The sequence below is a fragment of the Pseudomonas sp. R38(2017) genome, assembly GCF_002112395.1.
GTDB lineage: Bacteria > Pseudomonadota > Gammaproteobacteria > Pseudomonadales > Pseudomonadaceae > Aquipseudomonas.
Genome location: NZ_NEHN01000002.1, coordinates 252724 through 272539 on the forward strand (window position 1 = coordinate 252724; position 19816 = coordinate 272539).

The window sequence follows — 19816 nt, forward strand, 5'->3', positions numbered from 1 at the left end:
TCGAGGCGGCGCTAAATTAAACTTTATTACCGGTTTTGTCATTAGGCACTTTGCCATTACTCATGAGCCAGAGTTTCCGGGTTCATCGTCCACACTGACCTTCAAGCGCAACGTCAGACCTTGAAGCTGTCTGTTTTTCAACATACCCAGTTCCGGCCCCTTGCGTTCGTTGCCATTGGCGTCCAGCCCTCGGCAGTGAAGACTGGATTTCAGGGAACGATCAGACGATGGATCTTGCCAATGGCAACGCACGGCGAGTATTTGCTCATCGATTCGTGTCGCCAGTTTTTCATTCTCCCCAAGGAATGTTTCAACCTTGAGGCCGACCGAGGACGTGCCGATCGTTTTTTCGTCTGTCGCAGAGTGACCACCGATATTGAAATCAATGCCACTGAGCACCAAGAAACAATCTCCGACCTTGCGACTCACCGCTATCTCGAACTCGGAAGTGAAAGGCGTGGCGTGGGCATCGGCATAGAACTCTTTTCTATCAGGCTGCGGATCGCCCGCGTAATCGTCGGGCAACATGCATACCCCTCCGAACAGCTCGCTGTAATACGTGGTGGTGTAGACATTGAATTGTTCAGGCATTTCAGTCTTGAGCGTGAATGAGGGTTTCCCACGCGACGGACAAGTCGCCGTTGCTTTTATAGTAAAGTCGCCATCGAACCACCTGTCGTCTGAGGCTTTCCGGCAATTGGTGTACGCAAAACCGACAGATGGGCACGACATTCAAATGAGCAACTCTACGACTACAACCAGCGGCAATTGGCATGCGGTCATTGCGCTGGCACTCGCTGCGTTTGTCTTCAACACTACAGAGTTTGTCCCTGTCGGTCTGTTGAGTTCGATCGGCAGCAGCTTCGACATGACGTCGGCTCAGGTCGGTTTGATGTTGACCATCTATGCGTGGGTGGTGTCTCTGACGTCGCTGCCGATCATGCTACTGACGCGCAACGTCGAGCGGCGCAAGCTGTTGATCGTGCTGTTTGCGATGTTCATCGTCAGTCATATCCTGTCGAGTCTGGCGACCAGCTTCGCCGTCCTGTTGCTGAGCCGGATCGGCGTGGCGTTATCCCATGCATTGTTCTGGTCCATCACCGCTTCTCTGGCAGTGCGACTGGCGCCACCGGGCAAGCAGGTCCAGGCATTGGGTTTGCTGGCAACCGGCACCTCCCTGGCGATGGTGTTGGGCATTCCCCTCGGCCGGATATTGGGCGAGGCGATGGGCTGGCGAACCACCTTTATTGCGATCGCTGTGTTGGCGGCAACATTGGTGTTTTGGCTGGCCAGGGTTCTGCCGTTGTTGCCCAGCCAGAACTCGGGATCACTGAAAAGTCTGCCCTTGTTGTTGAAGCGACCGGCGCTCGTAGCGATTTACATCCTGACCGCGATGGTTGTGACGGCTCACTTCACCGCCTACAGCTACATTGAACCGTTCGTTCAGGTCGTGGCGGGCATGAGTGGCGAGACGGTCACGCTCATTCTGTTGTTATTCGGCGGCGCGGGGATTTTCGGATCGCTGCTGTTCAGCTGGCTGCACCGATACAGCCCGCAGCGCTTTCTGATCGTCGCCGTGTCGTTGCTCGCGTTGTGTCTGGCGTTGCTGCTGCCATTGAACGGCAAGGTCTCATACCTGTGCGCGCTGAGTATCTTCTGGGGGATGGCGATCATGGGATTTGGTCTGGCGTTGCAGTCCAAAGTTCTGGTGCTGGCGCCTGACGCGACCGATGTGGCGATGGCACTGTTTTCTGGGATCTACAACATCGGCATTGGTGGCGGGGCGTTGATGGGGAGCTGGGTGGGGAGCCAGTTTGGTTTTGCTTATGTCGGGGTTGTAGGCGGGATGCTGGCGGGGTTGGCGTTGTTGATTTATTGCCTGTCGGTCTATCGGCTTACTCAGCCCGGGGTTTCTGCTTGAGTTCTTGAACCGCTTTGCTACCGATAGCAAAGCGGTTTCGGAAAGGCTTGTCAGAGGCTGTCCGGATCCCCAAAAAACATCTGAATACGCGACCGCAACCAACGCTCTCCCGGATCGTTATCCTGCGACCCACGCCAGGCCATGTGCAGTTCAAACGTACGGGTCGGCAGCGGCGGATCTTCTGCGCGCACACCACCCGCAGACGTCAGCGCATCAGCGGTGTAATCCGGCACCGTCGCGACAATGTCGGTTCCGGCCAGCAATGTACTCAATCCATTGAACTGCGGCACGGCCAGCACTACGTGGCGTTTGCGTCCGAGTTTTTCCAGCTCCTCATCGATAAAACCACTGAGGTCGCCAGCGAACGACACCAGAGCATGCGGGCGGGCGCAATAATCGTCCAGGCTCAGCGGCCCCGGCACGGTATCGGCGCGCAGCAGTTTTGGCTGGCTGCGGCGCAACACTTTGCGTTTGGCGTTGGCCGGCAGGTCGGTGGTGTAGCTGACGCCAATCGAGATTTCACCAGAAGCGAGCAGGCCGGGCATGAGAATGTAGTTGACGCGACGGACCACCAGCACGATTCCGGGCGCCTCGGCGCGCAGGCGCTTGAGCAGCATCGGCAGCAATGCGAATTCGACGTCGTCCGACAAGCCGATCCGGAATACCGAAGTGCTGGTGGCCGGGTCGAATTCGGCCGCGCGGCTGACGGCTGTCGAAATCGAATCGAGGGCAGGCGAGAGCAGGGCGAAGATTTCCACTGCCCTGGCGGACGGTTCCATGCTGCGCCCAGTGCGTACAAATAGCGGATCGTCGAACAGACCGCGCAGGCGTGAAAGCGCCGCGCTGATCGCTGGCTGGCCGAGAAACAGCTTTTCCGCAGCACGGGTCACGCTGCGTTCGTGCATCAGCGTTTCGAATACGATCAACAGGTTCAGGTCGACACGACGCAGGTCATTACGATTCATCTGGAGTCCTGGCAGAGTCATCAAGCTTGACGAGAGCGACCATATGAGAACAATGGCCGGCATGAATCTTACGGGGAAAGGCTGGTAGTCTGCACCGGGTAATTCAGCTTTACTGAGATGGATGCAGCAGTTTTTTCATGGATTTGCTCAATGCTGGCCATACTGCGGAATCAATGACAGGCATGTCGACTATTAATAGCCACTGATAGTCTTGGCTGGAAAGCCCAGATAGAGTTCAGGGCATTAGAGGTTACTTTGACGAGGTTTGCGATGTCCCGCACGATCCGTTTTCACAAGTTTGGTCCGGCCGAGGTGCTCAAATGCGAAGAGCATGCGGCCGCTCAGCCAGGTCCTGGCGAAGTGCAGGTGCGTGTCGAGGCGATCGGCATCAGCTGGTATGACACGCTCTGGCGTCAGAACCTGGCGTCGTCACAGGCTCGCCTGCCTTCGGGCCTGGGCCATGAAATGGCTGGTGTGGTCACCGCCATTGGCGACGGTGTCGAAGACCTGATCGTCGGTGACAAGGTGGCCAGCTTCCCGGCCGAGAGTCCCAATGACTATCCGGTCTATGGCGAACTGATCGTTCTGCCTCGTACCGCGCTGACCCGTTATCCGGACGTGCTGAACCCGATCGAAGCCAGCGTGCATTACACGCCGCTGTTGATTGCCTATTTCGGTTACGTCGATCTGGCACGCGTCAAACCCGGGCAGTTTGCTCTGGTCACCGACGCCAGTCATTGCGCCGGTCCGTCCTTTGTCCAGTTGGGCAAGGCGCTGGGTGTGCGAGTGATTGCCGCCACGAAAACTGCGGAAGAGCGCGAATACCTGCTGTCCCTCGGTGCCGAGAAAGTCATCGTCACCGAAGAAGAAGACTTGTTGATGCGGATTAACAAGATCACCGATAACCGCGGCGTCAATGTCGTGTTCGACGGTCTCGGCGGGCCACAGATGTCGCTGCTGGGTGATGTGCTGGCACCTCGCGGTAGCCTGGTTTTGTATGGCCTGCAGGGTGGCAACCAGACGCCATTCCCGGCCTGCGCAGCGTTCCAGAAGAACATCCAGTTCTTCGTGCACTGCATCGGCAACTTCACCGGGAAGCCGGAGCTGGGTATCGTCCAGGATCACGTCGCCTTGCAACGCGCCCTGCGTGACATCAACCAGTTGACAGCCGACCGCGTGCTGCTTCCGCTCAAGACCCGGGTCTTCCCGTTCAACGAGTTTGTCGAAGCACACCGCTACATGGACGAATGCCCTTGCCGCGAGCGGGTCGCCCTGCAAGTCGAACCTGCCTGACCGTTGTAATCAGAGTCCGTGGCCCCACGGACTCTTGTGCGTTCCATCCTACAGACCAAGAGAAACCCCGGGCCCGATGCCTGGGGAGGTTCAGCAACTGAACTGGTTTTTACTCTTGATCTGTATCTTCTAATCGCCCTTCAGACCCTGATAATTGAATGACTACTTTCATCTCAGGGAATGAGCTATGTCTGTGCATTCTGTTTACTCAACGCAATATCAAGCGATAGTGTATGGTCGATATTTCAGTTTCTGTTTAATTGCTGTAGGTCGGTCATGTAATCCCTTCTTTTTTTCTTGTGCTCATCATGCGCAGGCCATTGTAAGAATTTTCCTAGGAAAACTACTCTTTCGAGAAAGCCCAGTAAAACCAGGGCTTTGCGCTGTGTTGGTCATAAGCATTAATTGTTGCAAGTCCAACTGTTTCAAATAACTACAAAACCTTAAGTGTTAGCATTTCAGCGTCTATTAATTAATGAAGAATGATTGCGCGCTCGGCATTCGTGGCTGCGCGATATAAAACCTTTGATATTGGGTGAAGTACTGATGAGCACGATCCATGACCAGGCAATGAATTATGTCTACCAGCAAGTATTGCAACGATTGCTGAGCTTTTTTTCCCGTGCCGAACGCACGGCGTTGCAGTTGTTGATTCAGCGATTGGCGGTGGCCGCTGGCGGTATGGATCGTATCGGCGACTTCAAGGTGCTGGTGACTCAGTCCGGTACTCGTGACTGCTGTTACAGCCTGGCCCTGTTACGCGCTGCACAACTGAGTATCGCCGGACGCGCTCCAGGCACCTTTCAGCTAAGGGTTGCGACTCTGCGCGGTTGCGCTACCCCTGTGTCGGCATTGCAAAACATGCATCGCAGCTTCAGCGCACTCTTTCTGTATGACGATCCACGGGTCGAGCTGTTGATGATCGATAATCGAGAGGTTCTGCCGTTCAATCATCAAGATCCCCTTACCGACGATGGTCGCGAGGCAAACCGCATTAATCTGCTGATGATTGGTCACCGCCGAAGCAGGCGCGAGAGCCTGGAGCTATGGGACGACACGTATCTGGCCACGGCCGAGTTCTACGGACAGGTTGCTCGCTGGAACAACGGTGTCGATGCGCTGGTCAGCAGTGACCCGGTCCATAGACAGGAGCACTTTCTGCACGGGCTGCATCGCGCCGCACAGAAGGCCGGTCTTGGCGCACTGCCGAAAAGGGCGGCCGGGTTCGAGGAATTGTTCACTCTACTAGACGGCATGGGAGGTGACTGCTACCGGGAACTCCACGCGCAAGCCGATTTGTTGCCCTGGCGTCCGCTCGGTCAGTTCGAAGCCTGTCGCCGCACCAGTTACATCGGTATCGATGACATGGTTGTGGGCAGGATGGAAGAGCGGTGGCCTTTGCTAAGCGATTTTCTCGGTTTTCAGGCTGACGAACCGTGGCTTGAGACCGGGCCCGGTGAGTCAACGGACTCTGTGGTCGCGGCCCATATCAGCGGCTTGCAGGCCAGTTGCATTGGCGGACGCAACTATGAGACCGGGGTGTCGGAGTACCTGCAGCGCTGCCTGGTGTCGATGCGCCGCAAGAGCGTCCCCGAGCAAACGTGCGAACGGTTTCTGGCGGCGTTCGGCAATCTGTCGGACCTGAGCGAGCATCGAGCACAGGCCTCTGCTGTATTGCAAAAAAACTTCGGGCTCAATGAGTCGCAATTGGTTTGTCTCTTGTTTGCTCCTTTCATCGATCACGCGGCCGGCCTTGAACATTTCCTGCGTACCTGCCACCCAGGCATGCTGGTTGCCATGCCGGAACTGCATCGCGCGATGCAGGGTCTCCACGCGCCGGAACAGGTCTTGCAATGGATGGTCGATGTCAGTGGCTTGCCCGTACGCCTGATCAGCCGGCTGTATGCGATGGATGCGATGGATTCCATTCAAATGGCCGAGCAGGCAACACCCGCTCCGGATCTGGCGAACAGTGAGGTTGCCGTGGGCGACCGTTCGGCGGAAGGTTGAGTGTGGGCGTCGCGCGCGGGTACAAACGGACGCTTGCGGACGACCGTTCATGAACGCGTCGCGTGAAACCGATTTCGCCTATCAGGGGGTCTATCGTTATCTCGTTCAGTTGATTGACGAGCCTGGTGGTGAAGGGGCAGTTCGACTGCCTTCCCTCAGGCAACTGGCCGAACGGCTGAACGTATCGATATCGACCATCCAGTACGCCTACGCGCTGCTTGAAAAAGAAGGACGGGTCTACTCCGTGGCCAAATCCGGGTATTTCGCACAGCCGGCATCCACGGTTATGGTACTCGGCCGAGGCAATGATCTGTTGGAGACGGTCTACGTCAATGCCAGATGCTTTGGCATGCGGGTGTTAAGCGCCGACGATCCGGCTTCGATTCAGCCGCTGGACAGTCCTTTGCTGATGCTCGAGCGTGAGCTGATGCGTCAGTATCCCCGTCCATCACAGGCACCGGCTCAACCTTGTGGTGAGCTGGAGTTGCGCCTGCTGCTCGCCGCTCGTTACACCTCTTCGCCAACCCATTGCTGGCATGCCGAAGACGTCTATATCGGTGCGGATGTGAGAGGGGTGCTGGAGATCCTGATTGCCGTCCTTGAACTGCGTAATGCAACCATTGTGGTCGAATCACCTTGCGACTGGCTGATATTGCGCTTGCTCCAGTCTGCCGAGGTGAGGGTGATCGAATTGCCTGTGCAATCCAATGGGGAGCTCGATCCACAGCAATTAGAGTTGTTGCTGGAAACCGAGCCGGTGAGGCTGATCCTGCTGTCGTCACAACTGAACATGCCCCAAGGCAGCCTGATGCCTGCGGACAATCGGGAAGCCATAGCACGCCTGCTCAGGCTCCACGGCACGTGGGTGCTGGAAAACGACAGTTACAGCGAGCTTGGCGACGATCTTGAGCGTCGACCTCTGCGTGACCTGCTGGATCCGGATCGCTTGTTGGTGTTCTCCACGTTTGAAAAGGTTATCGGTGTTGAAGCGCCTTACGGCTTTGTGCTTGCTCGCCAGTGGCGTGCCGACTTGCAACGCCATTTTTTGCTGCGCTCGTTTCGCCTGTCGCCGATTCGCCAGAAAGCCATTGCCCGCCTGTATGCCAGCGGTCGCGTTGATCAGCATTTGCCGGTGCTCAAGGGCTTGCTCAAGGAGCGCCGTAGGCAGTTGATCGAATTGTTGCGCGAAGGGCTTGGCGATGCGCTGCACATCGACGAGCCGCAGGGCGGCGCGACGGTCTGGGTACGCTCTTCGCGTAAAGTGATGATGGGATCCGTGTTTCAACGCCTGCTCAAGCAACACGTGCTGATCGCGCCGGGAGAGCTGTTCAGCACCCAAGGCATGTATGGGCAACACATGCGTCTGAGCGCGATAGGGAGCAGTGGACCCGAACTGGCAGGGGTTGTCGGCTTGCTCGGCGATGCATTGCGCTTGGCTCCAGGCGACTGACTTGTTAAAAAACATCGGAGATGCACTGGATAGATCCCATCGCACTACGGTCAAACTGCCAGTAAACTCCGCTGTAATTTCTTGAACCACTCTATTCAGAGGTTTTGCATGGCACTCAGTCCTTTTGCGGGCAAACCGGCACCAGCAGAGTTGTTGGTCGACATCCCGCGACTGGTAACGGCGTATTACACCGGCCAGCCCGACGCCTCGATTTCCACACAGCGTGTGGCGTTTGGTACTTCCGGGCATCGTGGCAGCTCCTTCGATTTGAGCTTCAACGAGTGGCACGTTCTGGCCATCAGTCAGGCGATCTGTCTGTACCGCGAAGCGCAAGGCATCACCGGACCGCTGTTCGTCGGCATTGATACCCACGCGTTGTCGACGCCGGCCGGAGCCAGCGCCCTGGAAGTGCTGGCAGCCAACGGTGTGACCGTGATGATCGCCGAAGGCGATGAGTACACCCCGACACCGGCAGTGTCCCACGCCATTCTTTGCTACAACCGCGGCCGCACCACCGGCCTCGCTGACGGCATCGTCATCACGCCTTCGCACAACCCGCCACAAAGCGGTGGCTACAAATACAACCCAACCAACGGTGGCCCGGCCGATACCCACATCACCAAGTGGATCGAAGCCAAGGCCAACGAATTGCTGGCCAACAAACTGGCTGGTGTTAAACGCATCGGTTACGAGCAGGCGTTGAAAGCCGCCACCACGCATCGTCACGATTACGTCAACACCTACGTTGCCGACCTGATCAACGTCATCGATTTCGATGCCATCCGTGGTGCCAAACTGCGTCTGGGTGTCGATCCGCTGGGTGGAGCAGGGGTGCGCTACTGGTCGGCCATTGCCGAGCACTATCGTCTGGACCTCGATGTGGTGAACAAGGAAGTCGATTCGACGTTCCGCTTCATGACCGTCGACTGGGATGGCCAGATCCGCATGGACCCATCGTCCAGCCACGCCATGCAAGGCCTGATCGGCCTCAAGGAACGCTTCGACGTCGCGTTCGCCTGCGATCCGGATCACGACCGTCACGGCATCGTTACCCCGTCAGGCGGCCTGTTGGCACCGAACAACTATCTGGCAGTGTCGATCGACTACCTGTTCCAGAACCGTCCGCAGTGGCGCGCCGACGCGGCCGTGGGTAAAACCGTGGTCAGCAGTGGCCTGATCGATCGCGTGGCCAGGCGTCTGGGCCGTCGCCTGTACGAAGTGCCGGTCGGCTTCAAGTGGTTCGCCGACGGCCTGTTCGATGGCTCGCTGGGTTTCGGTGGTGAAGAAAGCGCCGGCGCATCGTTCCTGCGCAAGAACGGCGGCGTTTGGTGCACCGACAAGGATGGTCTGATCCCGGCCCTGTTGGCCGCTGAAATGACTGCCCGTACGGGGCGCGACCCAAGCCAGGCCTACCGCGCACTGACCGACGAGCTGGGCGAGCCGTTCTCGGTGCGTGTCGACGCCAAGGCCAACCCTGAGCAGAAAGCCCTGCTGAGCAAGTTGTCGCCGGAGCAAGTCACCTCGACCGAACTGGCGGGCGAGAAGATCCAGAGCATTCTGAGCAAGGCGCCGGGCAACGATCAGGCCATTGGCGGCCTGAAAGTCATGACCGAAAACGGCTGGTTCGCTGCGCGCCCTTCGGGTACTGAAGACATCTACAAGATTTACGCTGAAAGCTTCATCGGTGACGACCACCTCAAGCAACTGGTGGCCGAAGCGCAAACCCTCGTGGACGGTGCAATATCCACGAAGTAATCCGCGCTGAATAAAAAAGGGCGACCTCAGAGGTCGCCCTTTTTTTGCCCGTCATTCAGCCAATCAGGCCAGGTCCACCAGCACGATTTCACTGTCTTCGATGGCCGTGACGGTCAGCACCGGCTCATGGCTCACTGCGACACCGTCTCGAGCTTGCGCACGCAAGCCGTTGACTTCAATCACACCCGTGGCAGGCACGAGGTAGGCGCGACGTCCGGCATCGAGTCGATACTCGGCGGTTTCCCCGGCTTTGATCGTGGCTGCCACCAACCGTGCATCGGCGCGAATGCGCAGGCTTTCATCGTCACCAACTTTGCCACTGGCGAGGGTCACAAAGCCTTCGCGCTCGCCTTTGGGGAACGGTTTGGCGCCCCACGAAGGCGGTGCACCGGTTTCGGTCGGCATGATCCAGATCTGAAAGATCTTGGTAGCGGTCGCTTCCAGGTTGTATTCGCTGTGGGCGATCCCGGTGCCGGCGCTCATCACCTGAACGTCGCCGGCTTCAGTGCGGCCCTTGTTGCCCAGGTTGTCCTGGTGGGTAATCGCACCTTCACGCACATAGGTGATGATTTCCATGTCCCGGTGCGGGTGAGTAGGGAAACCGGTTCCCGGGGCGATGATGTCGTCGTTCCACACCCGCAAATTGCCCCAGCTCATGCGCTGTGGATCGTAGTACTCGGCGAACGAAAAATGGTGATGGGCATCCAACCAGCCGTGATGGGCGCCGCCCAGCGAGCTGAAGGGTCTGAGTTCAAGCATGATCTTCTCCTCAAAAGGTTCGTCATGGGGCGTTTCGGCCGTGGCCACGAAGCGAGACCGGTGATTGATGGCGAGCATCATCTATCAACCAATAATCGAGAAAAAGCGTAAAAAGTGCCGCATTCCCATCGAATTGACTGATGTTATAAAACTCGAAACGCTCTCATGCAGCCTTCAGTTCATCGCCTAACTCAATGACCTGTAAGCATTTCGCTAGAACTCAACGGCAAATGCAGACACCATAGTCCTCAACAGCCTCAGCCTCTGGAGTCCGTCAGCGTGGCGCAACACACCCCCGATCTTCCTCCCGAACTTCGTCCCCTGGCCGAGATGCCGTGGTTCAAACGCTTGGCGGCGCGTTTCCTCGGGCATGGTCTGACGCAATTGCGCGCTCAGCATCGGGCATCCTGGCTGCACGGTCAGGCCGATGGCTTTCGCAGCGGGCACACCGCCGGGTTCGATTACGGCTACAAGGAAGGCAAGGCCGAGGGGCTGGAAGAGGGCCGTCAGGTCCTGTTGATCCGCGACAGCCGCAGCACTGAACATCGTGCGCCGGGGATCGACAATCACCTGTTCGATGACTGGCGCCTGCCGCTGACTGCCGAACTGAAGAAGCGCATCAAGGCTGACGTTGCCCGCTTGCTGCCGGCCCACGCTCAGCCGAGCGTGGCGCAATGGAAGATGATCTTCAGCGATACGCCGTCAACGTCGGTAGTCGCCGGGGCGGGGGCTGGCAAATCGACCACGCTGGTGTTGCGCATTCTGCTGCTGACGCATTACCTGGGCTTTGAGCTGGATTCGATGACCGTGGTGACTTTCACCCGGGAGTCACGCAAGGATTTCATCAATAAACTGATCCAACTGTTTGCCCTGTGGGGTCAGACGCTGAGCCAGAAAACCGCCCGGGATCTGGTGCGCACCTTCCATTCGCGCATTCTGCCGATGGTGCGCAGCCTGCCGGGGTTCGAGCGTTTGCAGGCTTTTGAAAACCTCAGCCTCCGGCCGCAGGGCGGAGACGATGACGTCGACAGCAATCCGTTCGATCTGCGGATCAATGACGCCCAGCGCCAGCAGCTCAACGCCTGCTATCTCCGACTCTACACCGAAGACGAGCGTTTCCGGCAATTGATCCAGCCATTGTCCCGACATGCCCTGCAGCTCAAGGAACTGGAGCGCGATCACCCGGACGTGCAAAAGCGCGTGGCAGTGACCGAACTGGCGGCCAGGCGTGACGAAGAACTATGCGATGTGATCGAGGATCTGTGGTTTCGCGCCGGTGCCTGGCCGATCAAAGGGGTCGAGCCGAATCGTCAGGCGTTCGAGATCAACGGCGCGACCTTTCACTGTCATGGCTACATCCCGAGTCTCGATGCCTGGGTCATTTTGGGCTTCGATCCGAAGGAAAACCCGCAAGTCTGCCGCCCCAACGCCAAGTTGACGGTCCGCGCAGAGTGGGCTGTAAAACGCACCCTGTTTCAAGCTTTCTGCCGTAAACCATTGATTTGGCTAGATACCTACGAATCGTCTAGACGTGTGCTAGCCACGTTGGCAGGGGATGCCAGTGCCGGGCCGGGCTTCGATTACAAGGTCAAGGGCGAGCTCGCATCCGCGCCGCTGCTGGACTGTTTTGTCGCCGCCGCCGGCTTTATCGAAAACCTGGGCCTGGATGTACCGGACGCCGTTGGCCGCATGAGTTTCGCCAAGGATGATCCGGACCGGTTTTTCTTTGAAGCGCTGAGCCTGTTCTGGCGCGCGCTGGAAGATCATTTGCTCGATCAGAAGCCACCGGTCATGACCTACAATCGCATGTTCGCGCTGTTCAGCGAGCACTCGCCGGAAAACCTCAAACTGCTCAGCGATGAACTGCTGCGGCCCATGTCGCACCTGATGATCGATGAATTCCAGGATGTATCGCCACAGATTGTGTCGTGGATACGCGCCAGCCTTGCGGAAATCCGCAGCCGTGGCCCGGCCATGCATGTCGGGCGCGGGGCGCAACGCTCATCCTTGCTGTGCGTGGGCGATGACTGGCAGTCGATTTACGGTTGGCGCGGCAGCTCGCCGAGCTACTTCATGGAGTTCAACAAGGAGTTCCCATCGCCGAGCACCACGCGGGTGATGCTCAGCGACAACTATCGCAGCCATCAGCACATCATTGATGCGGCAGAGCACATCGTCCGTGCCGCGCCGGCGATTCCCGGCAAGAAAGCCAAGGCCAGCGGCGAGGAGAAGCTGCTACAACCGGTCAACGTACTGGAACGCGACGATCAGGCACTCGGCCAGCGCTTGGCGGAGCACTACAGAAAGGGCGATTCCATCCTGATGCTTTATCGAAAAATTAGCGATAAGTTATTGATAGAGCAGCATATTATGTCGATAGTTAATATTGATTCGAGCTTGCCATACGAGTCCCGGCGCTTGAAGCAGCTGACCTATCACAGCGCCAAAGGCTTGCAGGCCGATGCGGTGTTTCTGCTGGGCGACTGTCAGCACCTCACCAGTTCGCCCTACAAGAATCAGGTCTACCGCATGGCCGGGCTGGGCAAGGCCGGTGACAACGAGCCTTACGATACGGCGCAGAAGGACGAAATCCTGCGTCTGGCCTATGTCGGCATTACCCGGGCGGTGAGTCATTGCTACTGGTACGTCGAGCCGCAGGATGCCCAGGCCGTGAACATGCCACGTGCGTCGGACCGGGTTGCCAAGGGCAAGCCGTTCTTCGTCGATCACCGGCCCGAAAAGAAAACCGCCTGATCCGATCGCCCACAAAAAAAGCCCGCGCGAAGCGAGTTTTTTATTTTAAATCAAAGGCTTAGGCGTAACTTCTAAGAGACTCTGGAGGAACAAAGGCTTCCAGTTCGTCCTCGACGGCTTCGATTATTCGTTCGACATCCGCCGCATTCATCACCGTGGCACAAGGAATGCCGGCAATGGCGATCATGGTTTCGCCGCTGGCCCGATCGAACAGACGGGCGATCATGCTGCCCGGTGCGTCCATCGTGGCTTCAAAACCCATGGGATGAAAATGCCAGCGCATCAGCTGGCAAGCATTGGGGAACGTGACCTTGCTTGACCCGTTGCTCATGTGTTGCCCGCCTTCTTCATCGAGCGCTTCCGTTTGCTCATGGTAGGTGGGAAGAGCCTTCATTGGCTCAACCGATGACTGTCCTTAAAAGTAGCATCTGAATGTGAAAAACCTGTGAGAATTTTCAGGCCGTTTGGCGATTGCAGGGATTGTTTTGATGTAAGTCACGGCCGATGAAATCATCGACAAAGTGCCATCACGTCCGGATTGTTGATGCCGCGCCCGAAGTTGGGCAAGCTCGGTTCTTTTGCCAAGAGTCCCTTATGCACGCCGATGATGACGGCCCGCAGCAGACCCCGGCCACGGCCGAAACGGTCATGCGCTATCACCTGTGCTGGAAACACCGGGATCTGGATGGCGTCATGGCGCTGTACCATCCGGACATTCAGTACAACGATTTCTTCCAGAACCGCGTGCTCGGTCTCGATGAACTGCGCGAGTACGTCCGCGTCAGCATGCCCCGTGAATCCGACGAAGCGCTGGAGCATTGCGACCGGATCCGTATCGACGGCAATACCGCGTTCATTCAATACGAAGTGACCTTGCGCGGCGGCAATGGCCTGGTGTCGTTCCGCTCCAGCGAAGCGATTACCGTCAAGGACGCGAAAATCTGGCGAGTCAACGAATACGCATCACTGGTGCGCGAGCAGGGCTCCAGTAGCTCGACGCCGAGTCAGCGTCCGGCGGCGAGCCGACTGGGCCTGTCGCCACGCCAGCTGAGTTTCATGGCTGAAGACCTGCAGCAGTATTTCCAGCGCCAGCAGCCGTACCTCGATCCCGAACTGGATCTGCAACGGGTGGCGAAGGAGTGCGGTTACAGCCGCAACCAGATTTCCTATCTCCTGAATCAGGTGCTGGGGCAGAGCTTCTACCGCTACGTGAATCAGGCACGGCTTCAGCATTTGCTGCAATCGCTGGACAACGCCACGCCGCCGCTGCGCATCGATGAACTGGCGTTCGCCGCCGGGTTCAACTCGATTTCGGCGTTCTATAGCTGTTTCCGCCAGCACACCGGCCAGTCACCCAAGGCTTATGCCAAACAAATTTCTTTGCGGGCACGCGCGCAAGACAGTCCTTGAGGTCAGCCACTAGGATCGACGCCATCGAAATCTGGATTGGCGGAGTCTTGCATGCCGGCGTGGCGCACTATCAGTTTGTGGATGGACCAACTCGACGAGCCGCTCACCGCGCGCCCGGCGCTGGAACAAGACCTTGACGTCGACGTGGCAATCATCGGTGCCGGTTACACCGGGCTGTGGACCGCGTACTACCTGAAGAAGCACGCGCCGGGCCTGAACATCGCCATTATCGAGGCGCAAACCGCCGGTTTTGGCGCGTCCGGTCGCAACGGCGGCTGGTTGATGGGCAATCTGTTGGGCGAGGATCGCCTGCTGGCGGGCCTGTCACCACAACAACGCCGCGCCTCATTCGATCTGCTGCACAGCATTCCCGATGAAGTGGAAGTCGTCCTCGAGCGCGAAGGCATCGACTGCGATTACCGCAAGGGCGGGGTGCTGTACTGCGCCGCGCGCTATCCCGAGCAGGAAGCCAGCCTGCGCGAGTATCTGAACAAACTGCACGCCCAAGGCCTGACCGACGACGATTATCGCTGGCTCAATCCTGAACAACTGGCGCAGCAGATTCGCGTCGCCAAACCTTATGGCGGCATCTACGCACCCCATGTGGCAACCATTCAGCCGGCAAAACTGGTGCGCGGCCTGGCCCGAACCGTTCAGGGCATGGGCGTGAAGATCTACGAAAACAGTCCCGTAACCCACTGGCAGGCGGGCAGTCTGCGCACCGACAAGGCCAGCGTTCGCAGTCGCTGGATCGCTCCGGCCATTGAAGGTTATTCGGTGACATTGCCGCCGCTGGGGCGTTATCAATTGCCGGTGCAGAGCCTGATTGTCGCCACCGAACCGTTGTCGGCGGCGACCTGGGACGAAATCGGCCTCAATCGTGGCCAGGCCTTCAGTGAATTCAGTCGTCAGGTCACTTACGGCCAGCGCAGCGCCGACAATCGGCTGATTTTCGGTGCCCGTGGTGGCTATCAGTTCGCCGGCCAGTTACGGCACAACTTCGATCTGACCCGGGACGAGGTAGAACTGCGGCGCTATCTGTTCGGCGAACTGTTCCCGCAACTGAAAAACACCGCGATCACCCACGCCTGGGGCGGCAACCTCGGCATGTCCCGGCATTTCAAACCGCACATGCTTTGTGATCGGGCCAATGGCATTGCGCTGTCCGGCGGTTATGGCGGGGAGGGCGTCGGGGCTTCCAACCTCGGTGGCCGCACCCTGGCCGATCTGATTCTCGAGCGCGATACCGAACTGGTGCATCAGCCCTGGGTGCTGCCGGACGGTGGAATCCATGCGCTGCGGGCCTGGGAGCCGGAACCGTGCCGCTGGCTCGGCTACAACGCGATCATCAAAAGCTTCGTCCACGAAGACCAGACCCTGGCCAACCCGGCAACCGCGCCCTGGCGGCGCAAGCTAGCCAGTCGGGTGGCCGGGTTCATGGAAGGTTTCATGCACTAAACGTTGTTTACTACGAGACAGGTAACGCCATGAGCATCACCCAATTCAAGAACACCGCCACGTTGCAACTGGATGAGTCCAACCCGGTGGCCGTGCCGCTCGGCACACCGGTGGCGATTGCCTCGACCACCAGCGTGGAACGCGACGACGGCGTCGAAACCGGCGTCTGGGAGTGCACCCCGGGTCGCTGGCGGCGGCAGATCACCGCCCAGGAGTTCTGCCACTTCATTTCCGGACGCTGCACGTTCACCCCGGACGGTGGCGGCGAAATCCTGCACATACAAGGTGGCGACGCACTGATGTTGCCGGCCAACACACTCGGTATCTGGGACATCCAGGAGACCGTGCGCAAGACCTACGTCCTGATTTTCTGACGCTTTGATCCTTTTGATTGCCTGCCAACAACAATAGCCAATACAGGAATCGATCCATGATCCGAAAGACCCTCGCTCTCGCCCCCTTGATGCTCGCCGCGTCCCTTGCTCAGGCAGCGGAAACGGTCAAGGTCTACAACTGGTCCGACTACATCGCGCCGGACACCGCGAAAAACTTCGAAAAGGCCACCGGTCTCGGCATCACCTACGACGTCTACGACAGCAACGAAACCCTCGACGGCAAGTTGATGACCGGCAAATCCGGTTACGACGTGGTGTTTCCATCCAACCATTTCATGGCGCGGCAGATTCAGGGCGGGGCGCTGATGAAACTGGACAAGAGCCAGTTGCCGAACTGGAAGAACCTCAACCCGGTATTGCTCAAGGCCTTGCAGACCAACGATCCGGGCAACGAACATGGCTTCCCGTATCTGTGGGGCAGCACCGGCATCGGCTACAACATCGCCAAGGTCAAGGCCGTACTGGGCGATAACGCGCCGGTGGATTCCTGGGACCTGATCTTCAAGCCCGAAAACATGGAAAAACTGCAGAAGTGTGGCGTGGCGATCCTCGACAACGGCCCGGAATTGCTGCCGGCGGCACTCAACTATCTGGGTTTGCCGCATCACAGCAAGAATCCCGAAGACTATAAAAAGGCCGAAGCCCTGCTGTTGAAAGTGCGGCCGTACGTCAGCTACTTCCATTCCTCGAAGTACACCAGCGACCTGGCCAATGGCGATATCTGCGTGGCGGTCGGTTTCTCCGGCGACATCCTGCAAGCGGAAAGCCGCGCCAAAGAAGCCAAGAACGGCGTCGATATCGGTTATGCGATTCCCAAGGAGGGCGCCGCGATCTGGTTCGATATGGTTGCCATACCCGCCGATGCGCCGGACGCCAAGGCCGGGTACGCCTTCATGAACTACCTGCTGCAGCCCGACGTGATGGCCGGGATCAGCAACTACGTGCACTACGCCAACGGCAACGAACAGGCCGACAGCCTGATCGACCCGGCGATCAAGAACGACACCAAGGTTTATCCGAGCCCGGAAATGATGGGCAAATTGTTTGCGCTGGAAGCCATGCCGCTGAACATCGACCGGATCCGCACTCGCGTCTGGAACAAGATCCGCACCGGCAGCTGAAAAATCTGTCGGAGCGGTTTTTTCCCCGCTCCGACAGCGGTATATGACGCCTGTAACTTGTGTTTGTTTGTTTGATGTCACTTCGCTGGCACCGCACTAATAAAGTGCAGAGAAGTGAGACGCGGCTAACAAAAAGTAACTTACCGATATTTAATATTTAAATAAGAAATCGTCAGACAATTAGGCAAACTCACCACGCTTACAACATTCTTTTAGCGGCACGCGCTTTGTTTACGGGACTTTCTCGGAACAGTTCAATTTGATCTCGAAAAATCGCTAGACGACAGATTTCAAATTGTGTCAGGTTTCTTACGCCTTCATTGGGCGAGTGATAGGACAATCTCGCCAGAGGTTGTCGCTATCGGACAAAAACTGTTCCATTGCTAAACAAGGAAGTGTGTTTATGTCGAAAGTAAAAGCTAACGCTATTGATACCGCCGAACAGGCTTTCCAGCTGAACGCGGCACCTCTGGCTGCGCCAAGCTCGGCGTTCAATCAGATCAATAGCTTCAGCCATCAGTACGATCGTGGCGGCAACCTCACGGTCAATGGCAAACCCTCCTTCTCGGTGGATCAAGCCGCGACTCAACTGCTGCGCGACGGTGCCTCCTGGCACGACCTCGACGGCAGCGGCAAGATCGAACTGACCTACACCTTTCTGACCTCCAAAACCGCTAACTTCAGCGGCCTGGGTGTCACCGGTTTCAGTCAGTTCAGTTCCCTGCAAAAAGCCCAGGCCGTGCTCGCCATGCAATCCTGGGCCGACGTCGCCAATGTGACATTTACCGAAGCGGCCAAAGGTGGCGACGGCCACATGACCTTCGGTAACTACAGCGGCGGCCAGGAAGGCGCAGCGGCATTCGCGTTCCTGCCAGGCACCGAGCCAGGCTATGACGGTCAGTCCTGGTACCTGACCGGCAGTGGATACGATGTCAACAAAACCCCAGGTGTGAACAACTACGGGCGTCAGACCCTGACCCACGAAATTGGCCACACCCTAGGCCTGTCTCACCCTGGCGACTACAACGCCGGGACTGGCAATCCGACCTACAATGACGCGTCCTACGGGCAAGATACCCGCGGCTACAGCCTCATGAGTTACTGGAGTGAAAGCAACACCAGCCAGAACTTCAGCAAGGGCGGTGTGGAAGCCTATGCCTCCGGCCCGCTGATGGACGACATTGCCGCGATCCAGAAGCTCTACGGCGCCAACCTCACCACCCGTACCGGTGACACCACCTACGGCTTCAACTCCAATGCCGGTCGCGATTTCCTCAGCGCGTCCTCGTCGACGGACAAGCTGGTGTTCTCGGTATGGGATGCGGGCGGCAAGGACACCTTCGACTTCTCGGGTTTCACCCAGAACCAGAAGATCAACCTCAATGAAGCCTCGTTCTCTGACGTTGGCGGCCTGGTGGGCAACGTGTCCATCGCCAAGGGCGTCACCATCGAGAACGCCATCGGTGGCTCGGGCAACGACCTGATCATCGGTAACAGTGCCGCCAACGAACTCAAGGGCGGTGCCGGCAACGACATCATCTGGGGTGGCGGTGGCGCCGACAAGCTGTGGGGTGGCTCGGGTTCGGACACTTTCGTGTTCGCAGCCAGTTCCGACTCCAAGCCGGGTGCGATCGATCAGATCCTCGACTTTGTCAGCGGTCTCGACAAAATCGACCTGACCGGTATCACCAAAGGTGCAGGCCTGCACTTCGTTAGCGCCTTCACCGGTGCGGCGGGCGATGCAGTCCTGACTTCCTCGGGCGGCAACAGCCTGCTCTCGGTGGACTTCTCCGGGCACGGTGTGGCGGACTTCCAGGTCAGCACCGTTGGTCAGGCGGCGATCAGCGACATCGTAGCGTGATGTAAACAAGAAAGCGGCGCATCACGCGCCGCTTTCTTTACTTGCATCGCTTTGGCCGGTAAGCAAGGCTACACGCCGGAGTGAAATTTCCTATGATCCAATTCGCTTTTACCCGCAAAGCGGCAGCGTATCTGTTGCCGGTGCTGATGATGATTTCTGGAGAAACAACCATGGCAAGCAGCCTCAGACTCGAAGACCCATCGGTATTTGCCGGGCAATGGCAAGCGACCCTGAGCGACCGCAACGACGCTCCCGATGCCCAGGCTTTGCAAGACAAACCGTCGAACACCTGCCTGATTGACCTTGAAGCCAACCAGACGCTGGGCAAAGGCGCCGAATGTCTGAGCGCGTGGCTGCAGGACAGCGCCATCGGCTGGTTCCCCGATCCGGACGGTCTTTCGATCACCGGCAAGGAAGGCTCAAGAATCCAGTTCTTCAGCCGACAACGTGATGGGCTTTATCTGAGCACTTTGAAGTCGGGCCTGGTGATTACACTCGAGCGAGCTGCCAGACAGCCCTGATCACCTGACCCGACTCACAGTTTAAATATAAGGCGCCCCGTTACAGTTATAAGCGAGTCTGCAATAACGCTGACGCTGGTTTAAATCGCGAAAGTTGTTATTGAAGTGTAAGCCAATACTGACGGTGTATGTCCCGTCCTCTG

At 57.9% G+C, this 19816-nt stretch carries 16 protein-coding genes; 12 read left to right on the forward strand and 4 right to left on the reverse strand.

Features of this window, described 5'->3' with window-relative positions; translation table 11 throughout:
• Positions 1-60 precede the first annotated feature (60 nt).
• Entirely contained in the window at positions 61-591 is a 531-nt protein-coding gene (locus CAF87_RS04820) for a hypothetical protein (RefSeq protein WP_085731022.1), read from the reverse strand.
• A gap of 145 nt (positions 592-736) precedes the next feature.
• Here CAF87_RS04820 and CAF87_RS04825 point away from each other — a divergent pair, with 145 nt between their 5' ends.
• The gene (locus CAF87_RS04825; RefSeq protein WP_085731021.1) at positions 737-1921 is read left to right on the forward strand and encodes a sugar transporter; all 1185 of its coding nucleotides are present in this window, start codon (positions 737-739) and stop codon (positions 1919-1921) included.
• Between the two features lie 50 nt (positions 1922-1971).
• On the opposite strand, the gene CAF87_RS04830 is transcribed toward CAF87_RS04825, so the two are convergent.
• Complete coding sequence (locus CAF87_RS04830) at positions 1972-2886, reverse strand: LysR family transcriptional regulator (RefSeq protein WP_085709803.1); 915 nt, start codon at positions 2884-2886, stop codon at positions 1972-1974.
• Positions 2887-3156: 270 nt separating this feature from the next.
• On the opposite strand from CAF87_RS04830, the gene CAF87_RS04835 reads away from it, so the two are divergent.
• From CAF87_RS04835 to pgm, 4 genes are all read left to right on the forward strand, one after another.
• Entirely contained in the window at positions 3157-4179 is a 1023-nt protein-coding gene (locus tag CAF87_RS04835; protein WP_085731020.1) for a zinc-dependent alcohol dehydrogenase family protein, read from the forward strand.
• A 546-nt stretch (positions 4180-4725) separates the two neighbouring features.
• Positions 4726-6189, forward strand: coding sequence for a hypothetical protein (locus CAF87_RS04840; protein ID WP_085731019.1), 1464 nt, complete (start codon positions 4726-4728; stop codon positions 6187-6189).
• A gap of 49 nt (positions 6190-6238) precedes the next feature.
• Positions 6239-7639, forward strand: coding sequence for a PLP-dependent aminotransferase family protein (locus CAF87_RS04845; RefSeq protein WP_085731018.1), 1401 nt, complete (start codon positions 6239-6241; stop codon positions 7637-7639).
• 108 nt (positions 7640-7747) lie between these two features.
• The gene (gene pgm, locus CAF87_RS04850; RefSeq protein ID WP_085731017.1) at positions 7748-9394 is read left to right on the forward strand and encodes a phosphoglucomutase (alpha-D-glucose-1,6-bisphosphate-dependent); all 1647 of its coding nucleotides are present in this window, start codon (positions 7748-7750) and stop codon (positions 9392-9394) included.
• 63 nt (positions 9395-9457) lie between these two features.
• Here pgm and CAF87_RS04855 read toward each other — a convergent pair whose 3' ends face one another.
• A complete protein-coding gene (locus CAF87_RS04855; RefSeq protein WP_085731268.1) occupies positions 9458-10153 on the reverse strand; it encodes a pirin family protein in 696 nt (231 codons plus the stop codon).
• A 279-nt stretch (positions 10154-10432) separates the two neighbouring features.
• Here CAF87_RS04855 and CAF87_RS04860 point away from each other — a divergent pair, with 279 nt between their 5' ends.
• Positions 10433-12907 (forward strand): UvrD-helicase domain-containing protein, encoded by a 2475-nt coding sequence (locus CAF87_RS04860; protein WP_085731016.1) that lies wholly within the window; start codon positions 10433-10435, stop codon positions 12905-12907.
• 58 nt (positions 12908-12965) lie between these two features.
• Here CAF87_RS04860 and CAF87_RS04865 read toward each other — a convergent pair whose 3' ends face one another.
• Positions 12966-13238, reverse strand: a complete 273-nt coding sequence (locus tag CAF87_RS04865; protein WP_085731267.1) for a DUF1652 domain-containing protein — start codon at positions 13236-13238, stop codon at positions 12966-12968.
• Positions 13239-13501: 263 nt separating this feature from the next.
• On the opposite strand from CAF87_RS04865, the gene CAF87_RS04870 reads away from it, so the two are divergent.
• The 6 genes from CAF87_RS04870 (at position 13502) to CAF87_RS04895 (ending at position 19673) form a co-directional block, all read left to right on the forward strand.
• Positions 13502-14317, forward strand: a complete 816-nt coding sequence (locus tag CAF87_RS04870) for an AraC family transcriptional regulator (RefSeq protein ID WP_085731015.1) — start codon at positions 13502-13504, stop codon at positions 14315-14317.
• Positions 14318-14368: 51 nt separating this feature from the next.
• Positions 14369-15775, forward strand: coding sequence for an FAD-binding oxidoreductase (locus tag CAF87_RS04875; protein WP_085731014.1), 1407 nt, complete (start codon positions 14369-14371; stop codon positions 15773-15775).
• A gap of 29 nt (positions 15776-15804) precedes the next feature.
• On the forward strand, positions 15805-16149 hold the full coding sequence (locus CAF87_RS04880; protein WP_085731013.1) for a cupin domain-containing protein: 345 nt from the start codon (positions 15805-15807) through the stop codon (positions 16147-16149).
• A 56-nt stretch (positions 16150-16205) separates the two neighbouring features.
• Positions 16206-17291: a polyamine ABC transporter substrate-binding protein gene (locus CAF87_RS04885; protein ID WP_085731012.1), complete on the forward strand. Its 1086-nt coding sequence runs from the start codon at positions 16206-16208 to the stop codon at positions 17289-17291.
• A 403-nt stretch (positions 17292-17694) separates the two neighbouring features.
• The gene (locus tag CAF87_RS04890) at positions 17695-19152 is read left to right on the forward strand and encodes a serralysin family metalloprotease (RefSeq protein ID WP_085731011.1); all 1458 of its coding nucleotides are present in this window, start codon (positions 17695-17697) and stop codon (positions 19150-19152) included.
• Positions 19153-19244: 92 nt separating this feature from the next.
• Complete coding sequence (locus tag CAF87_RS04895) at positions 19245-19673, forward strand: AprI/Inh family metalloprotease inhibitor (protein WP_170929566.1); 429 nt, start codon at positions 19245-19247, stop codon at positions 19671-19673.
• Positions 19674-19816: the final 143 nt, after the last annotated feature.